Here is a 22256-nt window from a genome sequence, read left to right as displayed (position 1 = left end):
TTTTGGTGAAAATTAGTGTTTTTTCGGGTGTAGAGGGTTGGAGTGATTATGTCCAATTTTTCACGCCTGTTACAACAGTTGTATTGGAGGTGAATGAACAATGGAGAAAATGAGTTTATTCACTATCCTAGCATTAACGGGAACATCATTATCCTTCCTTATTGGTGGGTGGCATGTATCATTGACTGTACTTGTAGTTTTTATGGTTATTGATATTGTTACAGGTGTAATTGTGTCACTTGTACAAAAGCGTCTATCCTCAAAGATTGCTTTTGTCGGATTCTTAAAGAAAGCCACTATTATGATTGTGATAGTTTTGGCGAATCTATTAGACGTCCTGACAGCGTCAGGTATTCCTGTCTTTAGAACAATGGCTATATACTTCTATATCGGAATGGAAGGGTTGTCTATCACTGAAAACTTAGCTAGGATTGGTGTGCCATTGCCTAAAGGGTTAAAGGAACGTCTACTACAGTTAGCAAATGAGGAAAATCAACAAAAATATTAATGTATAATATCGCCGTTTTTTATGCTGTATTTTCAATAGTCTATTGATATTTTGGAGGAAGAAACCTTGATATATCAACAATGTATAGAAAATTTATAAAAGAGGTATTTCTGCCGAACTTAAAGAATTTTGTTATATCAGTTGTTGGTGACTACTTTTAGTTTACCTAACTAAGGTTGTCGGCAGTTAAAATTGAATATTATGCAAAATAAATTAATTGGAGTGATTACTAAAAATGAATAATTTACAGCGCTTACAGTTGGAAACAAAAGGTATTGACCTTGAACAGAATGAGTTGATGGTGTATCTTGCTGAAAACGGTCTTGATGCTCATTCAGAGTACAATCCACAGTCTATGACAGACAAGAAGGCAATCTATTCTACTGCTCTCAGTATGCTTGAATCAGTAGCTAACAATCCAACACTGATGAAAGCCGTTAAAATTGATGATATGACAGTCAGTGAGTTCCACGAGAACCTAATGAAGCGTATTGACCAATTAACTTTTAAGGTAAGAGCCATGAGAACTGAAAATAGTAACACAGATGTGTTCATGCTATATGTCTAGGTGGTGGCAAGATGAAATTATTTGACGCACAGAGGCTCACAGACACATTCTTAGAACTTGTTCAACCTTACATGAAGAATGAGTTGACTGCTACACCAAGTACCGTAGAGGGCTTGTTGACAAATACTACTCTGTCTACTAACAGTACATTTCACTTCCATTCCTTAAGTGAGTTTAAGCGTGGCGATTACTTTACTATTAACGGTAGTTACTACCTTGTGACAGGTGATATAGTTGCTCATAGAGGGTTCAAATATAAAGCCTTAGTGGAATATTGCAACTATATCATTGAGCCAACTACTACAGTAAAAATCAAGGTAGGAACTGACGCTATGGGTAGACCAATCTACAAAACGGAAACTGTTGTAGACCGTTCCGAACCTGCTGTGATTTGCTATAAGGAAATGACAGTTGATGAGGATTCTATTGTAACGGCTACTAAGACACTTGTTATCAATGTCCAGGATAACGCTAAAAATCGAGAAGGCTTCCAAGTGAATAGTACAATAGTTATTCATGGGCGACCGTACAAAGTGATTAATGCTGAGATTGTGAAGGTTGGACTGATAGAACTAAAGGTGCAGTCAGAAGATGTGTTACTTCCATTGCTTGATGATTAGATAATGATACCCCAATCGAGTTTCTTCTACTAATACCATATCAATTTTCACACGCACATAATCCTATAATTAGTAACTATACAGTACTATTGTTATAGAATGAATATAAGAAAATACTGGTTGATGTAATATGGTTAATTTCACTAATATACTGTATATTAGGAAGTTTTATGTTGAGATCTAAATTTTTAATAGCTATTTTGGCACACATTGGTTATAGTTGCATGGATATAGAAATGAAGGAACATTCTTTTGTGGTCAATTAACACCTGTGATGGTGGATATTTTGATTCGTGGTATTTTTATTTGATAGAGATTCATTTGACAACGTATATCAAGCATTATTAGATGGAAATGTTGATATGAAAATTGCGGCAAGGATTCCTAGTATAGTTAGAACAAGGACAAGGGAATATGGCTATTGTGAAAGCTTTTGAGGGTTATTAATCACTGTAACATTCTTTCTTGTTCTGTTCTTTATTTATATTAATGGTAATATTTATGTATATCCAACGTTTCAATTCCTTCCCTTTGTAGGCATATAATTGAAAAAACTACTATGTAAGATAGCGGAAGGACTACAGTATTTGCTGTAGTCTTTTTTTACATATAATGTGTTCATGTCTTTTTAATTTGATGGCACTAATACACGAATTCAATGTAAAATAGGGTTGTGATACAGGGCAATACATAGGTGTGTGTGATATGAAAGATTTGAATGAACAAGTTTTTTGTTCTGGTTGTATGAGAAAAAGGAATCATGAAATTATTACTACATAATAGTGAATCTGCAAATGCAAGTGATGAATATGGCATACTGAATATTATATAATCAAATGTGCAGGATGTAATAAATTAGCATTTGTAGTCGGGTATGGTGATGAAGATACATGGAGATATATTGATGGACAAAGAGAGTGGATAGATGAATTTACAGTTTACCCAGAAAAACCAAAACAAGAGGCTTACATCAAATAGAAATAAAATATTTCAAACATGCTCCTGAGATTATAATTCATTTGAATGAACAGATTGTTGAATAATAAACATTTAATTTTGTGTACTTCTGGATTAAGAACTTTAATAGAGGGAATTTGTTCGCAATTAAAAATTAATAAAGGTTATTTATATGATGAAGAAAGAACAAAATTCTCAAACCAAGATCCTTAGGTGGACGAGTTTTCGGATTGTACGAGAGTGGTAATATATTATTTCCACAAGAATTAATACTTCAGAAGGTTAAAGGGTTTGGTAATAATGCGATACATGAAATAATCGTTCCAAACGTTAAAACTATAAAAGAAATTATTATCATTTTGTATGTCATTTATGTGTTGGGAAATCACGGGTATCTTAATAAATAAACTTTAAAAAGAGTGGAAATACCCTTCTTTTTTTAGCGATTTCACAAATCTAACAATATAATAGAAGAAAGTAAATTTAACTACCAATAAATTTACAAATATTGACCGATAAATATATGCTTTAGTTAAATAAAGTGTTTGAAAATATTGATATATAAACATCTCAATCTTCAATTTAGACAAATAACGAATTCATTGCCATGATCGCTGACAAGATTCGAATTGATATGATGGCGAGCTAAGTTAGAGCCACAAGGGATTACTGGACTTATTTAGAGAGAATTCATTGAATTTATACCGACGAGTTCATATAACTAATGTAATTAATTGAATTAAACTATGAAACACATTCATTTATGGGAAATTCCCGTTCATGGAGGTGTTTTTTTATAACTGATTTCGCCATTGAAATAGATCGTTTTATGCTTGATTGTGCGGCAAAAAGGACTAGCTGTAAAAACAATGAATTTGCACAATGATGATTTTCTGTTTGCAACTCGTAGTAACAGCCATATTCCAACAACTCAAGCATATAGAACCCTTCAAGAAAGGCTGCAGAGGTACTAGGACGTGATGATATTGGAGCTCATAAAATTTGATAAACATTCGGTTACCATCACTACAAGAAGAATAAATGTAGCTACGCTTCAAATATTGTTTAATTGATTCAGTACTAAGCATTACATTAAAATATATTGGAATTACTGCAGATGAAATTGATAAAACAATGGAAAATTTTACTTTGTAATAATAGTGATAAGTTCTAGAAACAGCTTGTTAATCACTCCGAAATTATAAGTAATATTTTCAATAAGTATATTAAACAATTTAAGTATATTTGTCTTGTAGATCATTTAAAATGCTGATTTAAGGTAATTATGCAGGGATAATTAAATATCAAAAAACTGTTTAAAGAAATCGATATATGACTGACCAGGTAGTTATACACAACCTGGGGAATATTAGTGAATATGTAGTTGTGGAGTTAAATTACTCTAGTGGAAATTGAGGATTATTTAGGATAGTTGTTGATGGATAAGAACAATCTCAGTTGGAGAAAATATTTGTGAACTAAAAAAATGTTCAAATATTAAGGATTGGGAGGACTAAATATGTCATCTGAAATGGAAGATATACATCGTACTGGTCGAGACATTAATGACGTAATAGTACACTTTGGTGGGCAAGCTGAGAGTGTTTTTAGTTCATTGGCTGAACAAGGTCGAGTTTCAATACAAAAGAAAGCAGACGAATTAGCTGCACAGTATCTTGAAGGTAATCCTAACCCAGACTATTATGATTGTGTTCAAATTGTAGCTGAGGGAGTTTTTACAGCAGGAAACGAAATAAAGGCTAGCAGTGGTTCTTGGGGAGAATCAGTAGATGCAGCACTTGATGCTGGTGTTGGAACTCCAGCGGCAAAAATAGCTTGTAAAAGAATAACAATGTCACATTAATTTTTGAAAAAGCATAGGCGTAAAAAGCTTATGCTTTTTGATATTTATAATCTCTATTATCCTCTCCTGAAATATAAAAAAGAAGAATCGATTTCTCAATCCATTCGATAGCGAATTATAATATAAAACTTTTGAAGGGTTTAAAAAATGTTAAACTGGAGCGAAAAATCAAAGTTATGCTCGAAGATAATAAATTAAAATAGTTTATCCGTTTTTTCGACGTTACGAAATTCGATCAATACTGCGACTAGGTTAAAGCTCGATTAATCTTTGATACTGGAGCTAGGAGAGAGTAATTGTTGGGAGTTGTAGCATCTGGTATAGATTTGCGGCGCAATGCATTGTTATTACGCAAAAAAGTCTGGAAAACAGCGCTTTGTTTATTATTCGCAGAAAACAGAAATCATCTTAAATCGTGATACTGGATTTGATCCATCAGCAGATTTAGGGGAAGAAATTCTTAACATGTTTTGTGGGGCTTTATTTGGGCCTCACCAAAGACTTTGAAGTCATTTGAACTAACTTTAACGCTCTTTAAAAATTACTTTAAGCATGAACTCAGAATTACAGATGCCTACTTGTTATTATATAGCTATGTGATAGGGATAGAGGTAGCTTACAAAGGACTTGTATGTAATTTTAAGCGCAAGTCCTAGATAGGAGTGATGGTTATTATTTCTATTGTTGATAAGGGAATAATAGTCTTGTTAACGTTTTAATTTTTCAAGATTTCTTCCAATAATATGGTTTGCGTTTGTGTTAGTGGAGGAATGTAAATGTGTGACAAATGAGAATTACCTTGGACATTTCATTATAAATCTCTATTATCAAAAGAATATTTACATTCTTTCTCACTATGTTTTGTCTCACCCTTAAATAGGTCAGTAACACCTTCCGCTGAAAGTACGTCTTTTTCACAAAATTGCTGAACTTGTTTTCCATTTTTAGTTATTCCATAATAATAGGTTGTATTCGGCTCATCTTTAAATATAACCATATAGTGTCCGTGATAAAAGTCTTTATTTATTAAGTACTTTGGCTCAACATAATGTGATTTTTCAATTATTTCGTCTGTATATCCCTTCTCTTCCAAATATTCTGGAACATACTTATTAGCGATGTATTTTGCATATGGATTACCATTGCTCAGTACATAAATAAAACCTGTTGGAATAGCAATGACAATAACAGTAATTAGGATACTAATTGTAATATATATCTTTTTTTCTTCATTTTACGTCACCCTTCTTTATTAACAATAATCATTTTTTACGCACAAGTCCTTGATGAGCTGTGTGATAGGCTTTGTTTTGCTTATTGAAAAATGAAATACCCCTATTATTTCGAGTAAAATAAAGCTACAAACTATTTGATCAATTTATCCACCAAAACAGCATTTAGTGTAATTTTACACTATTTTAGTATTTAGTCAATTGATAATTGCTACTTATTCGCAGTTTTAAATAATATCATTTAACGCAGTTGGGTTGAATTTATGGAAAAATAATCTCATATTCTAAATGAAGGATGGACATTTGGAGGGGGAGTAAAGATGGGGTTATTTGATGGGATAATAGGTAATGCAAGTGAAGTTAATCTAGAAAAGTTAAAGGAAGAAGTGAAAGGCTTATTAACACCTAATGAAACGATTAAGAATGCTTACAAAATAATAAGAGACACGTTTATTTTTACGGATAAAAGACTTATCTTAATCGATAAACAAGGAGTGACCGGAAAGAAAACACAATACCATTCAATTCCATATAAAAGTATTCTTCATTTTTCAGTTGAAACGGCAGGGACATTTGATTTAGATGCAGAGTTGAAAATTTGGGTTTCAGGTAATGAATTACCGATACAGAAAAGCTTTAATAAATCAACTAACATATATAAAATTCAAAGTGTATTGGCGGAACATGTATTAGGAAAGTAATAAATTAAGCGATCAACAATGCTGTTGATCGTCTATAACTTATTTCAGCGTGTGTCCATACACCCGCTGAAATAGAGGAACTCAGTCTAAGAACGCCACGTACTATGGCGATTTATCTGTGCGAAAGCGAAGCGACAGCGACAACAATAACAACAACACACGACAGAGTGATCAACATCGGATTGGCCCAAAGCCTATTCCGGACACAATAATACCGAGGTATAATTGATTTGGGGTGATAACAGATGAAAACCGTAAACATACAGCTTGACGAAAAAAACTCGTTAGAAATAACGCAGATAGAAGATAATTTATTTGAAGTGCGGCTTGGAATGAATGGAAGCATTAGCGTTTACTATATGACACGTGAGCAGCTCTTGAATTTTGATCAATTAGGCGCTCATTTGCGCATTGAGTCTATTCTGGAGAAAGATTAAGAGCCATCATTCGACTCTGTATAAATGGTTTCCGAGGGATATTTATTTAGTATTGAAGGCCTAAGTAAGATTATGAAAATTATGACAGATATATTATCTGATTTTTACGTTAGTTGAAGATTTAATAAATTTCCTGATTGTTAATAGTGAAATTTATACAATTTGGACAGTGAGATTTTGAGAACTGATTAAAATATTACTTTTGTATAGTATAAATCACCTAATTATCATATTAAAATGAAAATATTGGATGTGAATATTACTTATAAAGTATGTGTATCTTCTTTCTGAGTAGTGACAATTGTCTCTAAACAAATGTAAATAGATTGTATATACTTACAGTTAGAGGGAAGGAGGAGGTAGCTTGATTCTAGTTCGAAATGATAAATTCGAAATAACGGAAGAAAATGGCAAGGTATATATGCTTACTTACAGTGCCGGGTTTCCATTAAAAGAATTTGATAGTATTTTACGAAGTCATCCCCGACTCAAATTATCAAATTTTTCAATATTAAAAAATGTCTTAGCAACTGAAAGCGCAAGCCCTGTTGAAATTGGACGCTGGCTTCCAAATGTTGAAGCTGAAGTTGCAAGAGATAAAATGTCTGCCTCAATATTTATCTATGAAACACATGACTATATTCTAAAGAATAAAGAGAAATTAACGGAACAAATTTTGGAAACTATCAAAAACGAAGGAATTGTTCACGGCATATTAGATTTTGATATTTCTAACATTGAGACAGGAAAAGCATTTTTAATTGCTCAAGGTACACAACCAGTAGCAGGAACAGATGCACAAATTACATACTTACCTAAGCCAGAGAGAAAGCCAGTAATTCGTGAAGATGGCAAAGCTGATTATTATGACATGAACTTTATTTCTGAAATATCCGAAGGTTCGTGGTTAGGCGAGAAAATCCCTGCGACATTAGGTAAACCAGGGGAAAATGTACTAGGTGAAATGATGGCTGCAGTACCGGGTCGTGATTTTCCTATACGATATGATAAAAAATCGGCTTATGAAGTGGAAGAGGATGGGAAGACTGTCATCCGTTCAAAAATAGCTGGTGTATTAGATGATGTCAAAGGCATGATCGGTGTTAATAGACATTTGCCAATTAATGGAGACGTTGGCGTTGAAACAGGGAATCTCGAATTTAATGGCTCGTTAAGTATTAGAGGAACAGTTACATCAGGCTATACAGTCATTGCTACTGGAGATATTTCCATCGAGGGTGCCGAAGGTGTAAGCGGTGCCAAACTGATTAAATCCCTTGAAGGCGACGTCTATATTCGCGGAGGGATTTTTGGTCTAGGGTCAACGCTTGTAGAGGCAGGAGGCAATATTTTCGTTAAACATGTCAATGAAGCAAATCTAGTTGCAGCTGACAGCATTCATATAGGATCTTACGCATTGGGATCCCAGCTCACTGCCCATTCTATCTTTGTGGACGAACGAAAAGGAAAAATTATTGGGGGCCGTGCAGTAGCCAAAAATACAATCGTTACGGCTATCTCAGGAAATCGTTTAGAGCGTCGAACTGATTTAATTATCGAAAGCGTCAATAAACAAGAAAGCTATTCTATTATGCAAGAGAAGGCGGGGAAGCTTAAGCAACTGCAATCAGAAATCGCTGAGCACGAGGGGAAAATTAAAAGCTTACTGCCACACCTTAACCAAATGTCTAAGGAGCAAATAGCTACATTTGAGGGTACAAAACAAATTTTAACAAAATTGAAAGCGGATGCAGTGACCATTGATCGTGAGGTTAAACTCATAATGGATGAAATGCGTCATGCTGGAAAAGAAGAGATTATTGTTACGAAGGAAGCGCATCCTGGTACCTATATTCAAATTGGCAAAAAATCATCCTTATTAAGTAAGATTAAAAAGGGTAAATTTCTTATTGAATTTGGTGAGTTAAATGCTTAGTGAATCTTTTATTCCTGTATTTGCACATCGTGGGGCATCAGCGTATGCACTTGAAAATACTTTGAAGTCTTTTGAAAAGGCATTAGAGCTAGGGGCAGATGGAATTGAATTAGATATCCAGCTTTCAAAAGAGGGCATTCCAGTAGTGTTTCATGATCCACAACTATCAAGATTAGTAGGCATCAATAAGCTTGTGAACGAATGTACGAAAGAGGAGCTAATAAGCTTTAAACTTGGGAAGCCGTGGAGACGATTATTTTCAACGTACAAAATTCCGACGTTTGAAGTTGTTTTAGCATGGGCAAATTCTCAACAGCTCCCACTTAATATTGAATTAAAATCAACACTCCTTGATAATAAAAGCGCACTTATACAAATGCTACATGGGCTTACTTTGCCTGTTGGCAGTCATTTTTCATCGTTTCACTATGAGCTTTTAGAGATTGTGAAACAATATAAGCCAGACTATGAAACAGCACTTATAGCAACTAAAAAAATAAAATGGGATTTGCTTCGTGATTACAAAGCAATTGATAGTGTTCATATGCATAAAAGGTATTATAAACCAAGATATTTAGAGGCTTGTGTAGCGAGTGATAAAGCATGTCGTTTTTATGCAATTGATGGGAATGAAGCATTTTTAACAAATCCCCATCCTTCTGTAATTGGTTGGATTTCTGATTTTCCAGATAAAGTGATTAAGCGACAACAACGTTAATCAATGTCACCTCGGTAATATTGTTGCTGTCGCTTCGCTTTCGCACAGATAAACAATGTTGCTGTCGCTTCGCTTTCGCTACAGATAAACAGTGTAGCTGAAGATTTTGAATGAAGATAAAAATAGCTATCCAATAAGTTTGTTGAGACTTATTAGGATAGCTATTTTTATTTTTTCTGGAAGCGCGGAGCCACTTTTCCATTTTTCCGATCGCGGTGAAGTAAAAAACCTGCGAAAAAGCCAAAGCCTATAACAAAAAGAATAATGCCAACGACAAATTGTAGCCATAAAAATGGGAAAGGTGAAATGAGCTTACCAAATAATGTATCACGCATAAATTTAATGCCACCTGCAGCCATAAGACCGGGAATAAGCATTACTATAAATGCAGCAAAACGAGCCATGCATGTCCCTCCTTATTCCTAAGTTTAATTGTACCTGTGGATATTGGAATGTCAAGAAACGTTATAAAACTATGGAACTGATGAACTCAAAAATAAGTAAGACAAAACGTGATAATTGTAACTGAATCTTTAGAAAATTCTTACTTAAACAAGAAAATGTAATAATAGTTGCTAAATTGTGAAATTGTCAGTATTGTAAAATTAAATGGAGCAATATTATCCATTGTTAAACAATTTTAAATTTTTTCAGCAGGTATCCAAATACTTGGTGAAAGAATTTAAAGCCTCCGGCGGATGTCACAGAATCGGAAAACAATTCAATATAGGATGTTAGCCTAAAATCATCGCATCCATGCGAAAATGGCTAACTGACCTGCGTCGGTAAAAACGCCACGTCCTGTGGCATTACCGAAATGACCGACATCGTGTCGGCCCTCGTGCAGGCCTATGCACAAAGCCGATTCCGGACGCAGTTATGCCGAGGCATAATTGATACACTAATTATACTGAATTGGAATGGGCATTTGGGGATGCACTTTCCAAAGCAAAGGGGCGAGTTTTCATGGAAATCTTCAAGTATATGGAAAAGTATGATTATGAACAATTGGTATTTTGCCAAGATGAAGCATCAGGGTTAAAAGCGATTATCGCTATCCATGACACAACACTTGGACCAGCATTAGGCGGGGCACGTATGTGGACATATGCATCAGAAGAAAATGCAATAGAGGATGCATTGCGTTTAGCAAGAGGGATGACCTATAAAAATGCTGCAGCTGGTTTAAACCTTGGCGGTGGAAAAACGGTTATTATCGGTGACCCATTTAAAGATAAAAATGAAGAAATGTTCCGTGCACTAGGACGTTTTATCCAAGGGCTTAATGGTCGCTATATTACGGCAGAAGATGTAGGTACAACAGTATCAGATATGGATTTAATACATGAGGAAACAAATTATGTAACGGGAATTTCCCCTGCTTTTGGTTCATCAGGAAATCCTTCACCAGTAACTGCATACGGCGTTTACCTTGGGATGAAAGCGGCAGCAAAAGAAGCATTTGGATCTGACTCATTAGAGGGACGTACTATTTCTGTACAAGGTTTAGGAAACGTAGCCTACAAGCTTTGCGAATATTTACATAATGAAGGTGCAAAACTTGTTGTTACAGACATTAATCAGGCGGCAATTGATCGCGTTGTGAATGATTTTGATGCGACTGCTGTAGCACCGGAGGAAATCTATTCACAGGAAGTTGATATTTTCGCACCTTGTGCATTAGGGGCGATTTTAAATGATGAAACGATTCCGCAACTAAAAGCAAAGGTTATCGCAGGTTCTGCCAATAACCAATTACAAGATTCTCGACATGGTGATTATTTACATGAATTAGAAATAGTCTATGCACCTGATTATGTAATTAATGCTGGTGGAGTAATAAATGTAGCTGATGAATTATATGGATATAACCGTGAACGTGCAATGAAACGTGTCGAAGGCATTTACGATAGTCTTGAAAAAATCTTCGCGATTTCTAAACGTGATGGTATACCGACGTATGTAGCAGCTAATCGTTTGGCAGAAGAACGTATCGCTCGAGTATCAAAGTCTCGTAGCCAATTCTTAAAAAATGAAAAAAATATTTTACACGGTCGTTAATAACCGCTTATTCGTTGAAAGAAGTCGCATTGTCGACTTCTTCTAACTTTATCGTAAATTAATAGATTACATGAATGATTAGCATTTGTCTCACAAGGGGGAATCTATATGGCTCAAAACTATGATGTTGTCATTTTAGGCGGAGGTACAGGGGGCTATGTAGCTGCAATTCGAGCTGCACAGTTGGGCTTAAAAACAGCTATTGTCGAACGTGAACGACTAGGTGGAACATGCTTGCATAAAGGCTGTATACCAAGTAAGGCCTTACTTCGAAGTGCTGAAGTGTATCGTATGGCAAATAAAACTGCGGCAGAATATGGTGTTCATATTGAAGGGGTTACATTGCAATTCGACAAAGTGCAAGAAAGGAAGCAAGCTATTGTTGAGCAATTGAGCCAAGGTGTGAATACACTGATGAAAAAGGGTAAAATAGACGTTTATCAAGGAATAGGGCGAATTTTAGGTCCATCTATTTTCTCACCGATGCCTGGCACTATTTCTGTTGAAATGAGTAATGGCGATGAAAATGAAATGCTAGTTCCAACAAATGTTGTCATTGCCACAGGATCAAAGCCAAGAGGAATGGCGGGACTAACGGTTGATGGTAAATATGTGATGAACTCTGATCATGCATTGGAAATGGAAGAACTGCCAAAGTCGTTGTTAATTGTTGGCGGAGGAGTTATTGGAATTGAATGGGCCTCGATGCTTTGCGATTTTGGGGTTTACGTAACGGTCATTGAATATGGGCCATCCATTTTACCTGCAGAGGATGCGGATATTGTAAAAGAAGTAACAAAGCAACTTGAAAAAAGAGGCGTCCGCATTGTGACGAACGCTCGCTTAGATTCAGGATCCTTTAAAATTGAAAATGATAACGTTTTCATTTCTGCAAAAGTAAATGATAAGGATGAATTATTTGAGGCAGATAAATTATTGCTTTGTGTTGGACGTGAAGCCAATACACAAGGTATTGGTTTGGAAAATACAGAAATAGAAGTAGAAAATGGATTTATCAAAGTCAATGATTCGTATCAAACGAAGGAATCACATATGTATGCCATAGGGGATGTTATCGGTGGCTTACAATTAGCGCATGTTGCCTCACACGAAGGGGTGTCTGCTATTGAGCATATTGCAACGGGTAAAACAGAGGGACTTGATGTTCTAAATGTTCCAAAATGTGTTTATTCTTACCCTGAGGTCGCAAGTATTGGCTTAACAGAAAGGGATGCACAAGAGCAAGGTTTTTCATTGAAGGTTGGTAAGTTTCCGTTCAAGGCGATTGGAAAAGCACTAGTTAATGGAGAGACAGATGGTTTTGTAAAAATTGTTGCTGATGAAGAAACGAATGATATTTTGGGTATTCATATGGTAGGTCCACATGTGACAGATTTAATTGGAGAAGCATCGCTTGCTAAATTATTGGATGCAACGCCTTGGGAAATAAGTCAGGCCATTCATCCACATCCGTCACTGAATGAGGTGCTAGCGGAATCGGCGTTAGCGGTGGATCATCGCGCCATTCATTTTTAAGATTTGCAGTTTTTGTAACTAAAGTCTAGGGTCAAAACAAAAATCTGTTCTTGATTAACAGGTAGATTGATAAAAGTGCTCATAAAGAGGAAGGTGACGTCGTTCGAGGAAAATGTCCTTTCTGGAGTGGAATGTGCAATCAAGTACATATTTTGATGAAGAGCCATAATTACTTTAGTTATCTGTATCCAGAAAGGTGTTTTTGTAGCGAAAGCGAAACGTTCGAAAGGGGTGTTCGTATGCAAGGTGTTCAAATTAAGCATGAGGATTTAGGGTTAACAAATGAAGATGTGCTTGCAATATTCGAAACGATGTTAATGGCAAGAAGACTAGATGAACGAATGTGGTTATTAAATCGTTCTGGTAAAATTCCGTTTGTTATTTCTTGTCAGGGTCAGGAGGCGGCGCAAGTAGGGGCAGCCTTTGCTCTTGATCATAACAAAGATTATATTGCACCTTATTATCGTGATATGGGTGTTGTTTTACATTTTGGTATGACTCCGAGAGAATTGATGTTATCTGCATTTGCTAAAGCAGAGGATCCGAACTCGGGTGGGCGCCAAATGCCAGGTCATTTTGGACAAAAGAAAAATCGTATTTTAACAGGTTCTTCGCCAGTTACGACACAAGTTCCGCACGCGGTGGGTGTAGCTTTAGCAGGGCGCCTACAAAAGGAAGATTTTATTACTTTCGTTACACTCGGTGAAGGTTCATCTAACCAAGGTGATTTCCATGAAGGTGCGAACTTTGCAGGAGTGCATAAGCTTCCAGTAATTATAATGGTAGAAAATAATCAATATGCAATTTCTGTGCCAGTTGAACGTCAATTAGGCTGTGCGAAAGTATCAGATCGCGGTATTGGCTATGGTATGCCAGGTGTTACAGTTGATGGAAAATGTCCGTTGCAAGTATATAAGGTTGTGAAAGAAGCGGCTGATCGTGCTCGTAGAGGTGAAGGACCAAGTTTGATAGAGACAGTGACGTATCGCTTAACGGCCCATTCTTCGGATGACGATGATCGTCAATATCGAACTGCTGAGGATATAGCTGAAGGAAAGGCAAAGGATCCAATTTTGTTATTTGAAAAGTATCTAATGGATACTGGAGTTATGACGGAAAAACTTCGTGCTGAAATAGAAGAACGTGTCATGGCAGAGGTGAATGAAGCAACAGATTATGCAGAAGCTGCTCCGTATGCACCACCAGAGCATACTATGAAATACGTATATGCACCAGTGGACGGAGGTGACGTGTAATGGCAGTAATGTCTTATATTGATGCGATTACATTAGCGATGAAGGAAGAGATGGAACGTGATGAGCGTGTTTTCATTTTAGGAGAGGACGTTGGTCGTAAAGGTGGGGTTTTCAAAGCGACAACAGGTCTTTACGATCAATTTGGTGAACATCGGGTACTTGACACACCTCTTGCAGAAAGTGCTATTGCAGGTGTTGGTATTGGTGCTGCGATGTATGGAATGCGTCCAATTGCCGAAATGCAATTCGCTGACTTCATCATGCCTGCAGTTAACCAAATTGTTTCTGAGGCAGCAAAAATCCGCTATCGTTCAAACAATGATTGGTCTTGCCCGATGGTTATACGTGCACCATTTGGTGGTGGTATTCACGGAGCACTTTACCATTCGCAATCTGTAGAGGCACTTTTTGCAGGAACACCAGGGTTGAAAATTGTTATACCTTCAACACCGTATGATGCTAAAGGCTTATTAAAAGCAGCGATCCGCGATGAAGATCCAGTGCTATTTTTTGAGCATAAGCGTGCATATCGTCTTATTAAAGGCGAAGTCCCAGTAGACGATTACACATTGCCGATTGGTAAGGCAGATGTTAAGCGAGAAGGGGAAGACGTTACTGTTATTACGTATGGTTTAGCTGTCCATTTTGCATTACAAGCTGCAGAGCGTCTAGCAGCAGATGGTATTTCAGCGCATATTCTTGACTTACGCACGGTTTATCCGCTTGATAAAGAAGCAATCATTGAGGCGGCAAGTAAAACAGGTAAAGTTTTACTAGTTACTGAGGATAATAAAGAAGGCAGCATTATGAGTGAAGTTGCAGCAATCATTGCAGAGCATTGTTTATTTGAACTCGATGCACCAATTCAGCGTCTTGCAGGACCTGATGTTCCGGCAATGCCGTACGCACCGACGATGGAAAAATATTTTATGATCAACCCTGATAAAGTAGAGCGTGCGATGCGAGAACTTGCCGCATTCTAATATAAATGGATCTATTTCTGTTATCCACTCAAGTGGTTATAGAAGCTTTTAAACGAATTTAAGACTCTTCATCGAAAGTTCGGGATGACATTTCTTAAAACGTTATGTCGTGTATATAAGTTGGTTGGAGTTGAGACAGGGTTACTCCTCCTAGGGGGGATTGGACGCCCCTAGGAGAGCGTCAAGTCGGTACGGAAATCAACCCCACTTTATGGTGATGAGTATAGTATAAAATATGATAGTAATTTGATAGATACAATTACACCTAGGCATAATTGATGGGGGGAATAGATGATGGCTATTCAAAATATTACAATGCCACAGCTCGGCGAAAGTGTAACAGAAGGTACGATTGAAAAATGGCTTGTCAAACCAGGTGATACAGTAAAAAAATATGATCCACTAGCAGAAGTTGTTACAGATAAAGTAAATGCAGAAATCCCATCTTCTTTTGAAGGAGTCATATCAGAGCTTCTTGCAGAGGAAGGGCAAACGTTACCGGTTGGTGCAGTCGTTTGTTCCGTTGAAATAGCAGGTGACAGTGAGTTACCTCCACCACCTCCAGCTAAAAAATCAGCGGTAAGTACGGCAATTTTAAATGCAGGTGTACAAAAGAAACAGGAAACTCAGCAACCAACTACAGCTACAAGAGAATTGCAAAAAACAGTTCGTCAGGATAAAGTACGTTATTCACCAGCTGTTCTTCGACTTGCACAAGAGTATGAAATTGCCCTTGATCAAATCACAGGTACTGGTGAAGGTGGACGTATTACAAGAAAAGACCTAATGAAACTGATTGAAACAGGGAATGTGCCAACGCCTTTAGTGGAAACATCACCTGTAGTCGATGAAAAAGTTCCGCAATCAGCACCGGATACAACACATGCAGCACAAGAGAATACGAAAGCGGTCACACCTACACAACCAATGCAAGCAGGCGATATAGAAATTCCGGTAACGAAGGTGCGCCGTGCGATCGCCAATAATATGGTACGAAGCGTTCATGAAGTGCCACATGCATGGATGATGATGGAAGTGGACGTCACAGATCTAGTAGCATATCGTGATAGCATAAAGGCTGAGTTTAAGCAAAAAGAAGGATTTAATATTACGTATTTTGCTTTCTTTGTAAAAGCTGTGGCTCAAGCTCTAAAGGAATTCCCGATGATGAACTCTATGTGGGCAGAGGACAAAATTATTCAAAAGCATGACATCAATATATCCATTGCAGTCGCAACAGATGATGCGTTATTTGTTCCTGTTATAAAACACGCTGATGAAAAATCGATTAAAGGCATTGCGAAGGAAATTCATGAGCTTGCAGGGAAAGTTCGCGCCGGAAAATTATCGATGGATGATATAAAAGGTGGTACATTTACGGTTAATAATACGGGTGCATTCGGCTCTGTTCAGTCGATGGGCATCATTAATTACCCACAAGCGGCCATCCTCCAGGTGGAAAGTATTGTGAAAAAACCAGTTATTTTACCTGGTGGAATGTTCGCAGCACGAGATATTGTGAATTTATGTTTATCTTTAGATCATCGAGTTCTTGACGGACTTGTTTGTGGTAAATTCCTAAATAGAGTTAAAGAAATACTCGAAAATACAAATAAATCTTCAACGTCAGTCTACTGATGACTTGTCGGAAGCCTGTTATATAACGGTTTCCGATTTTTTTTTGCTTTGCGAGTCGCAATTTGTCATGTAGAATAACAAATAGAAACTACTAAGGGGGGAAGCTGATTAAGCGTCCGCATGTCAAACAACATGAAAAATATTGAATTTGAAAAGCCGTCCTATTCAGAATGGCAAGATGCAGCAATCAAGGCTTTAAAAGGGAAACCATTCGAGTCTCTTTTAACGAAAACGAGTGAAGGTATTACATTAGAACCTCTTTACACCCAAGAAAGTTTAGTAGCAAAACTTGGAGAAGAACTTGATAAACAAGTTGCTACGATCCGTTCCCTACAAAATAACGAAGCATTTCGAGTGGCACAGCAAATATATGCTGAAACAAGCGATGCGTTTTTCGCACAGCTTGATGATAGCTTAGCTCGAGGCAATGAAGTAGTAACAATTGATAGCCGTGTGAATTTTGAATGGACTGAAGAAGTAGTGGCACAATTAGCGACTTATTTCTCTGAATATTCGTTTAAAATTTCGGTTGAAAATTCAAATGACCCATTATTAGCAGTATTCGACAAAATAGCAGATAGTCAGCGAGAAGCTGTAAAAGGCTTCATCGTATCTAAAAATCCTATATCTTTAAATAATTTCCCGAACGTGCGCTCAGTCGGTGCGGACACAACGGTTTATCATAATGAAGGCGCAAACGCAGTGCAAGAGTTAGCTTATGCACTTGCATTAGCCGCAAAATACGCAAATCAAGAAGAAAGCTTTGAAGCGTTCACGAAGAAGTTTTATGTATCATTTGCAGTGGATACACAGTTCTTTACAGAGATTGCCAAACTCCGTGCTTTTAAAGTACTTTGGAAAGCGTTCTCATCTGCATATGGAGTATCTAATTGTATAAAAATTCCAACGATTGCTGAAACATCGTTAAGAAGCTTCTCGAAGCTGGATGTTTATGTAAACTTATTACGTTCGGCAAATGAAACTCTTTCTGGCTTAATTGGTGGTGCGGATGTCTTTACAGTTCACCCTCATGATGCATTAACGAAACCAACAGATCAATCGGTTCGTATTGCACGAAATGTATCTTTAATCTTAAAAGAAGAAACAAATGTTTTAAAAGTTATAGATCCAGCTGGTGGCTCTTACTTTATTGAGTCATTAACAGCAGATTTTGTGAAAGAAGCTTGGACATTATTTTTAGAAATTGAAGCAGCTGGAGGTATCGACGCTTACACTGCATCTGGAAAGCTTGCGGAAGAACTAGAAAAATCCTACCAAGCTCGTATTAAAGCGGTACAAACACGTAAGCAATCATTGATCGGTACAAATATTTATGCTAATCCAGCAGATGTGCTTGACAGCGCAACAAACCCAGCTTTTGCAGAAATTAAGCGCATTGCTAAACCTTTTGAACATTTACGTGCGGAAATGACAGCAGCAAATGTAACAACAGGAATCTTAGCATTAGGTACACTAAAAAGCTCAAAACCACGTGCTGACTTCGTGTCAGGATTCTTAAATACTGTAGGTCTAGTACCAGAAAAAAGTGAACCAATTGCTACAGCTGAAGAAGCATTAGCTTGGTTAAATGCTACAGAAGCAACATATGTAGTCATTGCAGGTAATGATGACGATACAAAAGAATTAGTACCAGCCATTTTAGCTGGCAAACGAGCAAACATAATTGTTGACGTTGCAGGTAAATTTAAAGACGAAGAAGAAGCTTGGTTAGCAAATGGCTTAAACGGCTTTATTTTCGCAGGACAGAACATCATTGAAAAATTAAATTCAGTGTTCGCTAGCATGAAGGAGGTCCAACGATGAGCAAGCCAAATTTTAGTGCAGTTGAAATCGAAAAAGTTTTAGCAGCAGAAGCGCCTCAAGCGTCAGAAGAAAAATTCATGACTAATGAAGGTATCGAAATTAAAGATATATACACAAAAGAAGATATTAAAGAGGCAAAGCATTTAAATGATGTAGCAGGTATTGCGCCTAATACGCGCGGTCCATACCCTACTATGTATGTAGCTCGTCCTTGGACTGTTCGCCAATATGCTGGTTTCTCAACAGCTGAAGAATCAAATGCATTCTATAAACGTAATCTAGCAATGGGTCAAAAAGGTCTTTCTGTTGCCTTTGACTTAGCAACTCACCGTGGCTATGACTCTGACCATCCGCGTGTAACAGGGGATGTTGGTAAAGCCGGTGTAGCGATTGACTCTGTAGAAGATATGAAAATCTTATTTGACCAAATTCCTTTGGACCAAATGTCAGTTTCTATGACAATGAATGGTGCTGTATTGCCAGTTCTTGCATTTTATATCGTTGCTGCTGAAGAGCAAGGAGTGACTCCTGACCAATTAGCGGGTACGATTCAAAACGATATTTTAAAAGAATACATGGTTCGTAACACATATATTTATCCGCCGGCAATGTCTATGAAAATTATTGCAGATATTTTTGAATATACAGCGAAATATATGCCAAAATTTAACTCTATTTCGATTTCTGGTTACCATATTCAAGAAGCTGGAGCAACAAATGACATTGAACTTGCGTATACATTAGCAGATGGACTTGAATATGTTCGTACAGGGCTTAAAGCTGGAATCGATATTGATGCCTTTGCACCACGTTTATCATTCTTCTGGGCAATCGGTATGAACTACTACATGGAAGTTGCAAAAATGCGTGCTGCACGCCGAATTTGGGCACAAATGATGTCAACGTTTAATCCGAAAAACCCGAAAACATTAGCACTTCGTACACACTCACAAACATCTGGTTGGTCTTTAACAGAACAAGATCCATTTAACAATGTGACACGTACATTAATCGAAGCAAATGCGTCATCAATGGGGCATACTCAATCTCTTCATACAAATGCACTTGATGAAGCGATTGCTCTACCAACTGATTTCTCTGCGCGTATTGCACGTAATACGCAGCTGTTCCTACAAGAAGAAACGGCTATGACGAAAGTTATTGACCCATGGGGCGGGTCGTACTATGTGGAAAAATTAACAGACGAGATTACAAAATCTGCATGGGCTTTAATTGAAGAAATCGAAGAGCTTGGCGGTATGGCGAAAGCGATTGAAACAGGTCTTCCAAAAATGAAAGTCGAGGAAGCTGCTGCAAAACGTCAAGCGAAGATCGACTCTAAAACAGAAACGATCGTTGGTGTAAACAAATATCGTTTAGATAAAGAAGAACCTATCGACATTCTTGACATTGATAATACATTAGTTCGTCAAAAACAAATTGAACGTTTAGAAGCTATGAAGGCGGCGCGCGATGAAGCAGAAGTACAAAAACATTTAGCTCGTTTAACAAAAGCGGCGCAAGATGGCGAAGAAAACTTATTAGCGATTGCAGTAGATGCTGCGCGTGCTCGTGCTTCATTAGGAGAAATTTCTGATGCAATCGAAGTTGTTTCAGGTCGCCATAAGGCAGTAATTCGTTCAATCTCTGGTGTGTACTCTGCAAACTTCTCAGATGAAGAGCAAATTGCTGAAGTGAAACAAATGACAGAGGAGTTCCTTGAAAATGAAGGTCGTCGTCCACGTATTTTAGTAGCGAAAATGGGACAAGATGGACATGACCGTGGTGCAAAAGTTGTAGCAACAGGCTATGCAGACTTAGGCTTCGACGTTGATATTTCACCATTATTTATGACACCTGCTGAAGCAGCTCAAATGGCTGTGGAAAACGATGTTCATGTCATTGGTGTTTCTTCATTAGCTGCAGGTCATAAAACATTAGTTCCTGAATTAGTAGCGGAGCTAGAAAAACTGGGCCGTGAAGATATCATTATTATTGTTGGAGGCGTTATTCCGGCACAAGATTATGAATTCCTTTATGAAGCTGGTGCAGTAGCTATTTTTGGACCTGGTACAGTTATTCCTGTATCGGCACAAAAGATTATTGAAGAGATTTACAAACGTTTAGGCTATGAGGAAGTGTCTGAATAATGGACAAAAATAAAGGAATGCCTGAAAGTGCGCTATTTGTTATGGACGGAGTAGAGGCAACTCACGACGGAATGCAATATGGTACACCGAAAAAGTTCCGAAAGAAAAAAGCAGACAATTTAAACATACAGGAGCTAGCACAAGAAGTACGTGCAGGCTCTCGTACACACTTGTCAAAAGCTATTACACTCATTGAAAGTTCAAATGCAACACATAAAGTGCAAGCACAAGAGCTTTTACAGGAGCTTCTACCACATACAGGAAACAGTGTCCGGATTGGGATAACAGGCGTGCCTGGTGCAGGAAAGAGTTCGTTCATTGAGGCTTTCGGAACGATGCTTTGTGAGTTGGGGAAAAAAGTGGCAGTCCTTGCAATCGATCCGAGCTCTTCTTTATCGGGAGGAAGTATTTTAGGTGATAAAACTCGAATGGAAGAGCTCGTGAAAAAACCTAATGCTTTTGTTCGTCCCTCTCCATCAGCTGGTACCCTAGGGGGTGTTCATAAAAAGACGCGTGAAACGATGCTTATATGTGAAGCGGCTGGCTATGATGTCATTTTAATAGAAACAGTTGGTGTTGGACAAAGTGAAACGTATGTCCGAGGGATGGTTGATTTCTTCTTGCTGTTAGTTTTAACAGGTGCCGGAGATGAGTTACAAGGCATGAAGAAGGGCATTATGGAGTTAGCGGATTCTATTGTTGTTCATAAGGCTGATGGTGATAATGTTCGTCTGGCTAAAAAAACGGTATCCGAGTACAAGCAAATTTTACATTTCTTACAGCCTGCAACTCCAGGTTGGATGTCCACAGCAATGCCGGTAAGCTCGTGGGAAAAACGTGGTCTCGACAAAGTCTGGGATACAATAGGGGAGTTCAGACAAATCGTTGAGGCAAATAATTACTGGTCAATCAGACGTCAAAATCAGACAAGAGATTGGTTCCAATCGATGATTACCGACCAGTTAATCGATATGTTTTATGGTAATCCAGAACGGAAAGCACAAGTGCAGCTTTTAGAACGTCAAATTTTAAATGGACAGTTGACAGTTACACAAGGTGTAGATCGTTTATTTAGCGATGAACAATCACAGAAATAATATCATCTAATATATGAGCAAGTAGGTGCACAAATTCGTCACTAACTGCTATGATAGGAGATGTATGAGCGTCGAATATCTAAAGCTAGTAAGTTTCACTTCTTTCAGCTGAAAAAAGTGAAAGCCACTGGACGCAATTATGTCGAGATATAATTGCTAATGATGACGCG

18 protein-coding genes are annotated in these 22256 nt (G+C 37.5%); 16 read left to right on the top strand and 2 right to left on the bottom strand.

Going from position 1 to position 22256, the window contains the following annotated elements; all coding sequences use genetic code 11:
• The first annotated feature begins 100 nt into the window (after window positions 1-100).
• The 4 genes from ABNX05_RS15720 (at window position 101) to ABNX05_RS15705 (ending at window position 4517) form a co-directional block, all read left to right on the top strand.
• The gene (locus ABNX05_RS15720) at window positions 101-508 is read left to right on the top strand and encodes a phage holin family protein (protein WP_349660580.1); all 408 of its coding nucleotides are present in this window, start codon (window positions 101-103) and stop codon (window positions 506-508) included.
• A 235-nt stretch (window positions 509-743) separates the two neighbouring features.
• Window positions 744-1076 (top strand): hypothetical protein, encoded by a 333-nt coding sequence (locus ABNX05_RS15715; RefSeq protein WP_349660579.1) that lies wholly within the window; start codon window positions 744-746, stop codon window positions 1074-1076.
• Window positions 1077-1087: 11 nt separating this feature from the next.
• The gene (locus tag ABNX05_RS15710; RefSeq protein WP_349660578.1) at window positions 1088-1696 is read left to right on the top strand and encodes a hypothetical protein; all 609 of its coding nucleotides are present in this window, start codon (window positions 1088-1090) and stop codon (window positions 1694-1696) included.
• A gap of 2476 nt (window positions 1697-4172) precedes the next feature.
• Window positions 4173-4517, top strand: a complete 345-nt coding sequence (locus tag ABNX05_RS15705; protein WP_349660577.1) for a hypothetical protein — start codon at window positions 4173-4175, stop codon at window positions 4515-4517.
• Between the two features lie 811 nt (window positions 4518-5328).
• Here ABNX05_RS15705 and ABNX05_RS15700 read toward each other — a convergent pair.
• Window positions 5329-5730 (bottom strand): DUF3139 domain-containing protein, encoded by a 402-nt coding sequence (locus ABNX05_RS15700; RefSeq protein ID WP_432760152.1) that lies wholly within the window; start codon window positions 5728-5730, stop codon window positions 5329-5331.
• 339 nt (window positions 5731-6069) lie between these two features.
• Between ABNX05_RS15700 and ABNX05_RS15695 the strand changes: the two genes are divergently transcribed.
• The 4 genes from ABNX05_RS15695 to ABNX05_RS15680 all read left to right on the top strand — a co-directional run bounded on the left by ABNX05_RS15695 (window position 6070) and on the right by ABNX05_RS15680 (window position 9541).
• Window positions 6070-6450, top strand: a complete 381-nt coding sequence (locus ABNX05_RS15695; protein ID WP_323647051.1) for a PH domain-containing protein — start codon at window positions 6070-6072, stop codon at window positions 6448-6450.
• A gap of 245 nt (window positions 6451-6695) precedes the next feature.
• Window positions 6696-6887, top strand: coding sequence for a hypothetical protein (locus ABNX05_RS15690; RefSeq protein ID WP_349660576.1), 192 nt, complete (start codon window positions 6696-6698; stop codon window positions 6885-6887).
• A gap of 364 nt (window positions 6888-7251) precedes the next feature.
• Window positions 7252-8823: a flagellar assembly protein A gene (locus ABNX05_RS15685; RefSeq protein ID WP_349660575.1), complete on the top strand. Its 1572-nt coding sequence runs from the start codon at window positions 7252-7254 to the stop codon at window positions 8821-8823.
• The gene (locus tag ABNX05_RS15680) at window positions 8816-9541 is read left to right on the top strand and encodes a glycerophosphodiester phosphodiesterase (protein ID WP_349660574.1); all 726 of its coding nucleotides are present in this window, start codon (window positions 8816-8818) and stop codon (window positions 9539-9541) included. Before ABNX05_RS15685 ends, ABNX05_RS15680 begins: the two co-directional genes overlap by 8 nt.
• Window positions 9542-9708: 167 nt before the next feature.
• Here the strand turns inward: ABNX05_RS15680 and ABNX05_RS15675 are convergent, their stop codons facing one another.
• Window positions 9709-9945, bottom strand: a complete 237-nt coding sequence (locus ABNX05_RS15675) for a DUF2627 domain-containing protein (RefSeq protein WP_079561768.1) — start codon at window positions 9943-9945, stop codon at window positions 9709-9711.
• A 562-nt stretch (window positions 9946-10507) separates the two neighbouring features.
• Between ABNX05_RS15675 and ABNX05_RS15670 the strand changes: the two genes are divergently transcribed.
• The 8 genes from ABNX05_RS15670 to meaB all read left to right on the top strand — a co-directional run bounded on the left by ABNX05_RS15670 (window position 10508) and on the right by meaB (window position 22086).
• The gene (locus ABNX05_RS15670; RefSeq protein ID WP_349660573.1) at window positions 10508-11602 is read left to right on the top strand and encodes a Leu/Phe/Val dehydrogenase; all 1095 of its coding nucleotides are present in this window, start codon (window positions 10508-10510) and stop codon (window positions 11600-11602) included.
• A 108-nt stretch (window positions 11603-11710) separates the two neighbouring features.
• The gene (gene lpdA, locus ABNX05_RS15665) at window positions 11711-13138 is read left to right on the top strand and encodes a dihydrolipoyl dehydrogenase (protein ID WP_349660572.1); all 1428 of its coding nucleotides are present in this window, start codon (window positions 11711-11713) and stop codon (window positions 13136-13138) included.
• A gap of 239 nt (window positions 13139-13377) precedes the next feature.
• Complete coding sequence (locus tag ABNX05_RS15660) at window positions 13378-14394, top strand: thiamine pyrophosphate-dependent dehydrogenase E1 component subunit alpha (RefSeq protein ID WP_349660571.1); 1017 nt, start codon at window positions 13378-13380, stop codon at window positions 14392-14394.
• Window positions 14394-15377, top strand: a complete 984-nt coding sequence (locus ABNX05_RS15655) for an alpha-ketoacid dehydrogenase subunit beta (protein ID WP_349660570.1) — start codon at window positions 14394-14396, stop codon at window positions 15375-15377. Before ABNX05_RS15660 ends, ABNX05_RS15655 begins: the two co-directional genes overlap by 1 nt.
• A 294-nt stretch (window positions 15378-15671) precedes the next feature.
• A complete protein-coding gene (locus tag ABNX05_RS15650) occupies window positions 15672-17015 on the top strand; it encodes a dihydrolipoamide acetyltransferase family protein (RefSeq protein WP_349660604.1) in 1344 nt (447 codons plus the stop codon).
• A 132-nt stretch (window positions 17016-17147) separates the two neighbouring features.
• A complete protein-coding gene (locus ABNX05_RS15645; RefSeq protein WP_349660569.1) occupies window positions 17148-18839 on the top strand; it encodes a methylmalonyl-CoA mutase family protein in 1692 nt (563 codons plus the stop codon).
• Window positions 18836-20989, top strand: coding sequence for a methylmalonyl-CoA mutase (scpA, locus tag ABNX05_RS15640; RefSeq protein ID WP_349660568.1), 2154 nt, complete (start codon window positions 18836-18838; stop codon window positions 20987-20989). The genes ABNX05_RS15645 and scpA overlap by 4 nt, the downstream gene beginning before the upstream one ends.
• A complete protein-coding gene (gene meaB, locus ABNX05_RS15635; RefSeq protein ID WP_349660567.1) occupies window positions 20989-22086 on the top strand; it encodes a methylmalonyl Co-A mutase-associated GTPase MeaB in 1098 nt (365 codons plus the stop codon). Before scpA ends, meaB begins: the two co-directional genes overlap by 1 nt.
• The last annotated feature ends 170 nt before the right edge of the window (window positions 22087-22256 follow it).

Source organism: Lysinibacillus zambalensis (assembly GCF_040183165.1).
GTDB classification, from domain to species: Bacteria; Bacillota; Bacilli; order Bacillales_A; family Planococcaceae; genus Lysinibacillus; species Lysinibacillus zambalensis.
Note: the sequence above shows the minus strand (reverse complement) of the source record. Positions and strands in the feature narration are given on the sequence as shown.

Bases quoted from the DNA above. Each gene is read 5' to 3' on its own strand.
- ABNX05_RS15690 (WP_349660576.1), top strand. From the start codon at position 6,696: ATGAAAACCGTAAACATACAGCTTGACGAAAAAAACTCGTTAGAAATA.
- ABNX05_RS15655 (WP_349660570.1), top strand. From the start codon at position 14,394: ATGGCAGTAATGTCTTATATTGATGCGATTACATTAGCGATGAAGGAA.
- ABNX05_RS15645 (WP_349660569.1), top strand. From the start codon at position 17,148: ATGAAAAATATTGAATTTGAAAAGCCGTCCTATTCAGAATGGCAAGAT.
- ABNX05_RS15715 (WP_349660579.1), top strand. From the start codon at position 744: ATGAATAATTTACAGCGCTTACAGTTGGAAACAAAAGGTATTGACCTT.
- ABNX05_RS15650 (WP_349660604.1), top strand. From the start codon at position 15,672: ATGGCTATTCAAAATATTACAATGCCACAGCTCGGCGAAAGTGTAACA.
- ABNX05_RS15710 (WP_349660578.1), top strand. From the start codon at position 1,088: ATGAAATTATTTGACGCACAGAGGCTCACAGACACATTCTTAGAACTT.
- ABNX05_RS15660 (WP_349660571.1), top strand. From the start codon at position 13,378: ATGCAAGGTGTTCAAATTAAGCATGAGGATTTAGGGTTAACAAATGAA.
- ABNX05_RS15695 (WP_323647051.1), top strand. From the start codon at position 6,070: ATGGGGTTATTTGATGGGATAATAGGTAATGCAAGTGAAGTTAATCTA.
- scpA (WP_349660568.1), top strand. From the start codon at position 18,836: ATGAGCAAGCCAAATTTTAGTGCAGTTGAAATCGAAAAAGTTTTAGCA.
- ABNX05_RS15675 (WP_079561768.1), bottom strand. From the start codon at position 9,945: ATGGCTCGTTTTGCTGCATTTATAGTAATGCTTATTCCCGGTCTTATG.
- ABNX05_RS15670 (WP_349660573.1), top strand. From the start codon at position 10,508: ATGGAAATCTTCAAGTATATGGAAAAGTATGATTATGAACAATTGGTA.
- ABNX05_RS15705 (WP_349660577.1), top strand. From the start codon at position 4,173: ATGTCATCTGAAATGGAAGATATACATCGTACTGGTCGAGACATTAAT.
- meaB (WP_349660567.1), top strand. From the start codon at position 20,989: ATGGACAAAAATAAAGGAATGCCTGAAAGTGCGCTATTTGTTATGGAC.
- ABNX05_RS15680 (WP_349660574.1), top strand. From the start codon at position 8,816: ATGCTTAGTGAATCTTTTATTCCTGTATTTGCACATCGTGGGGCATCA.
- lpdA (WP_349660572.1), top strand. From the start codon at position 11,711: ATGGCTCAAAACTATGATGTTGTCATTTTAGGCGGAGGTACAGGGGGC.
- ABNX05_RS15720 (WP_349660580.1), top strand. From the start codon at position 101: ATGGAGAAAATGAGTTTATTCACTATCCTAGCATTAACGGGAACATCA.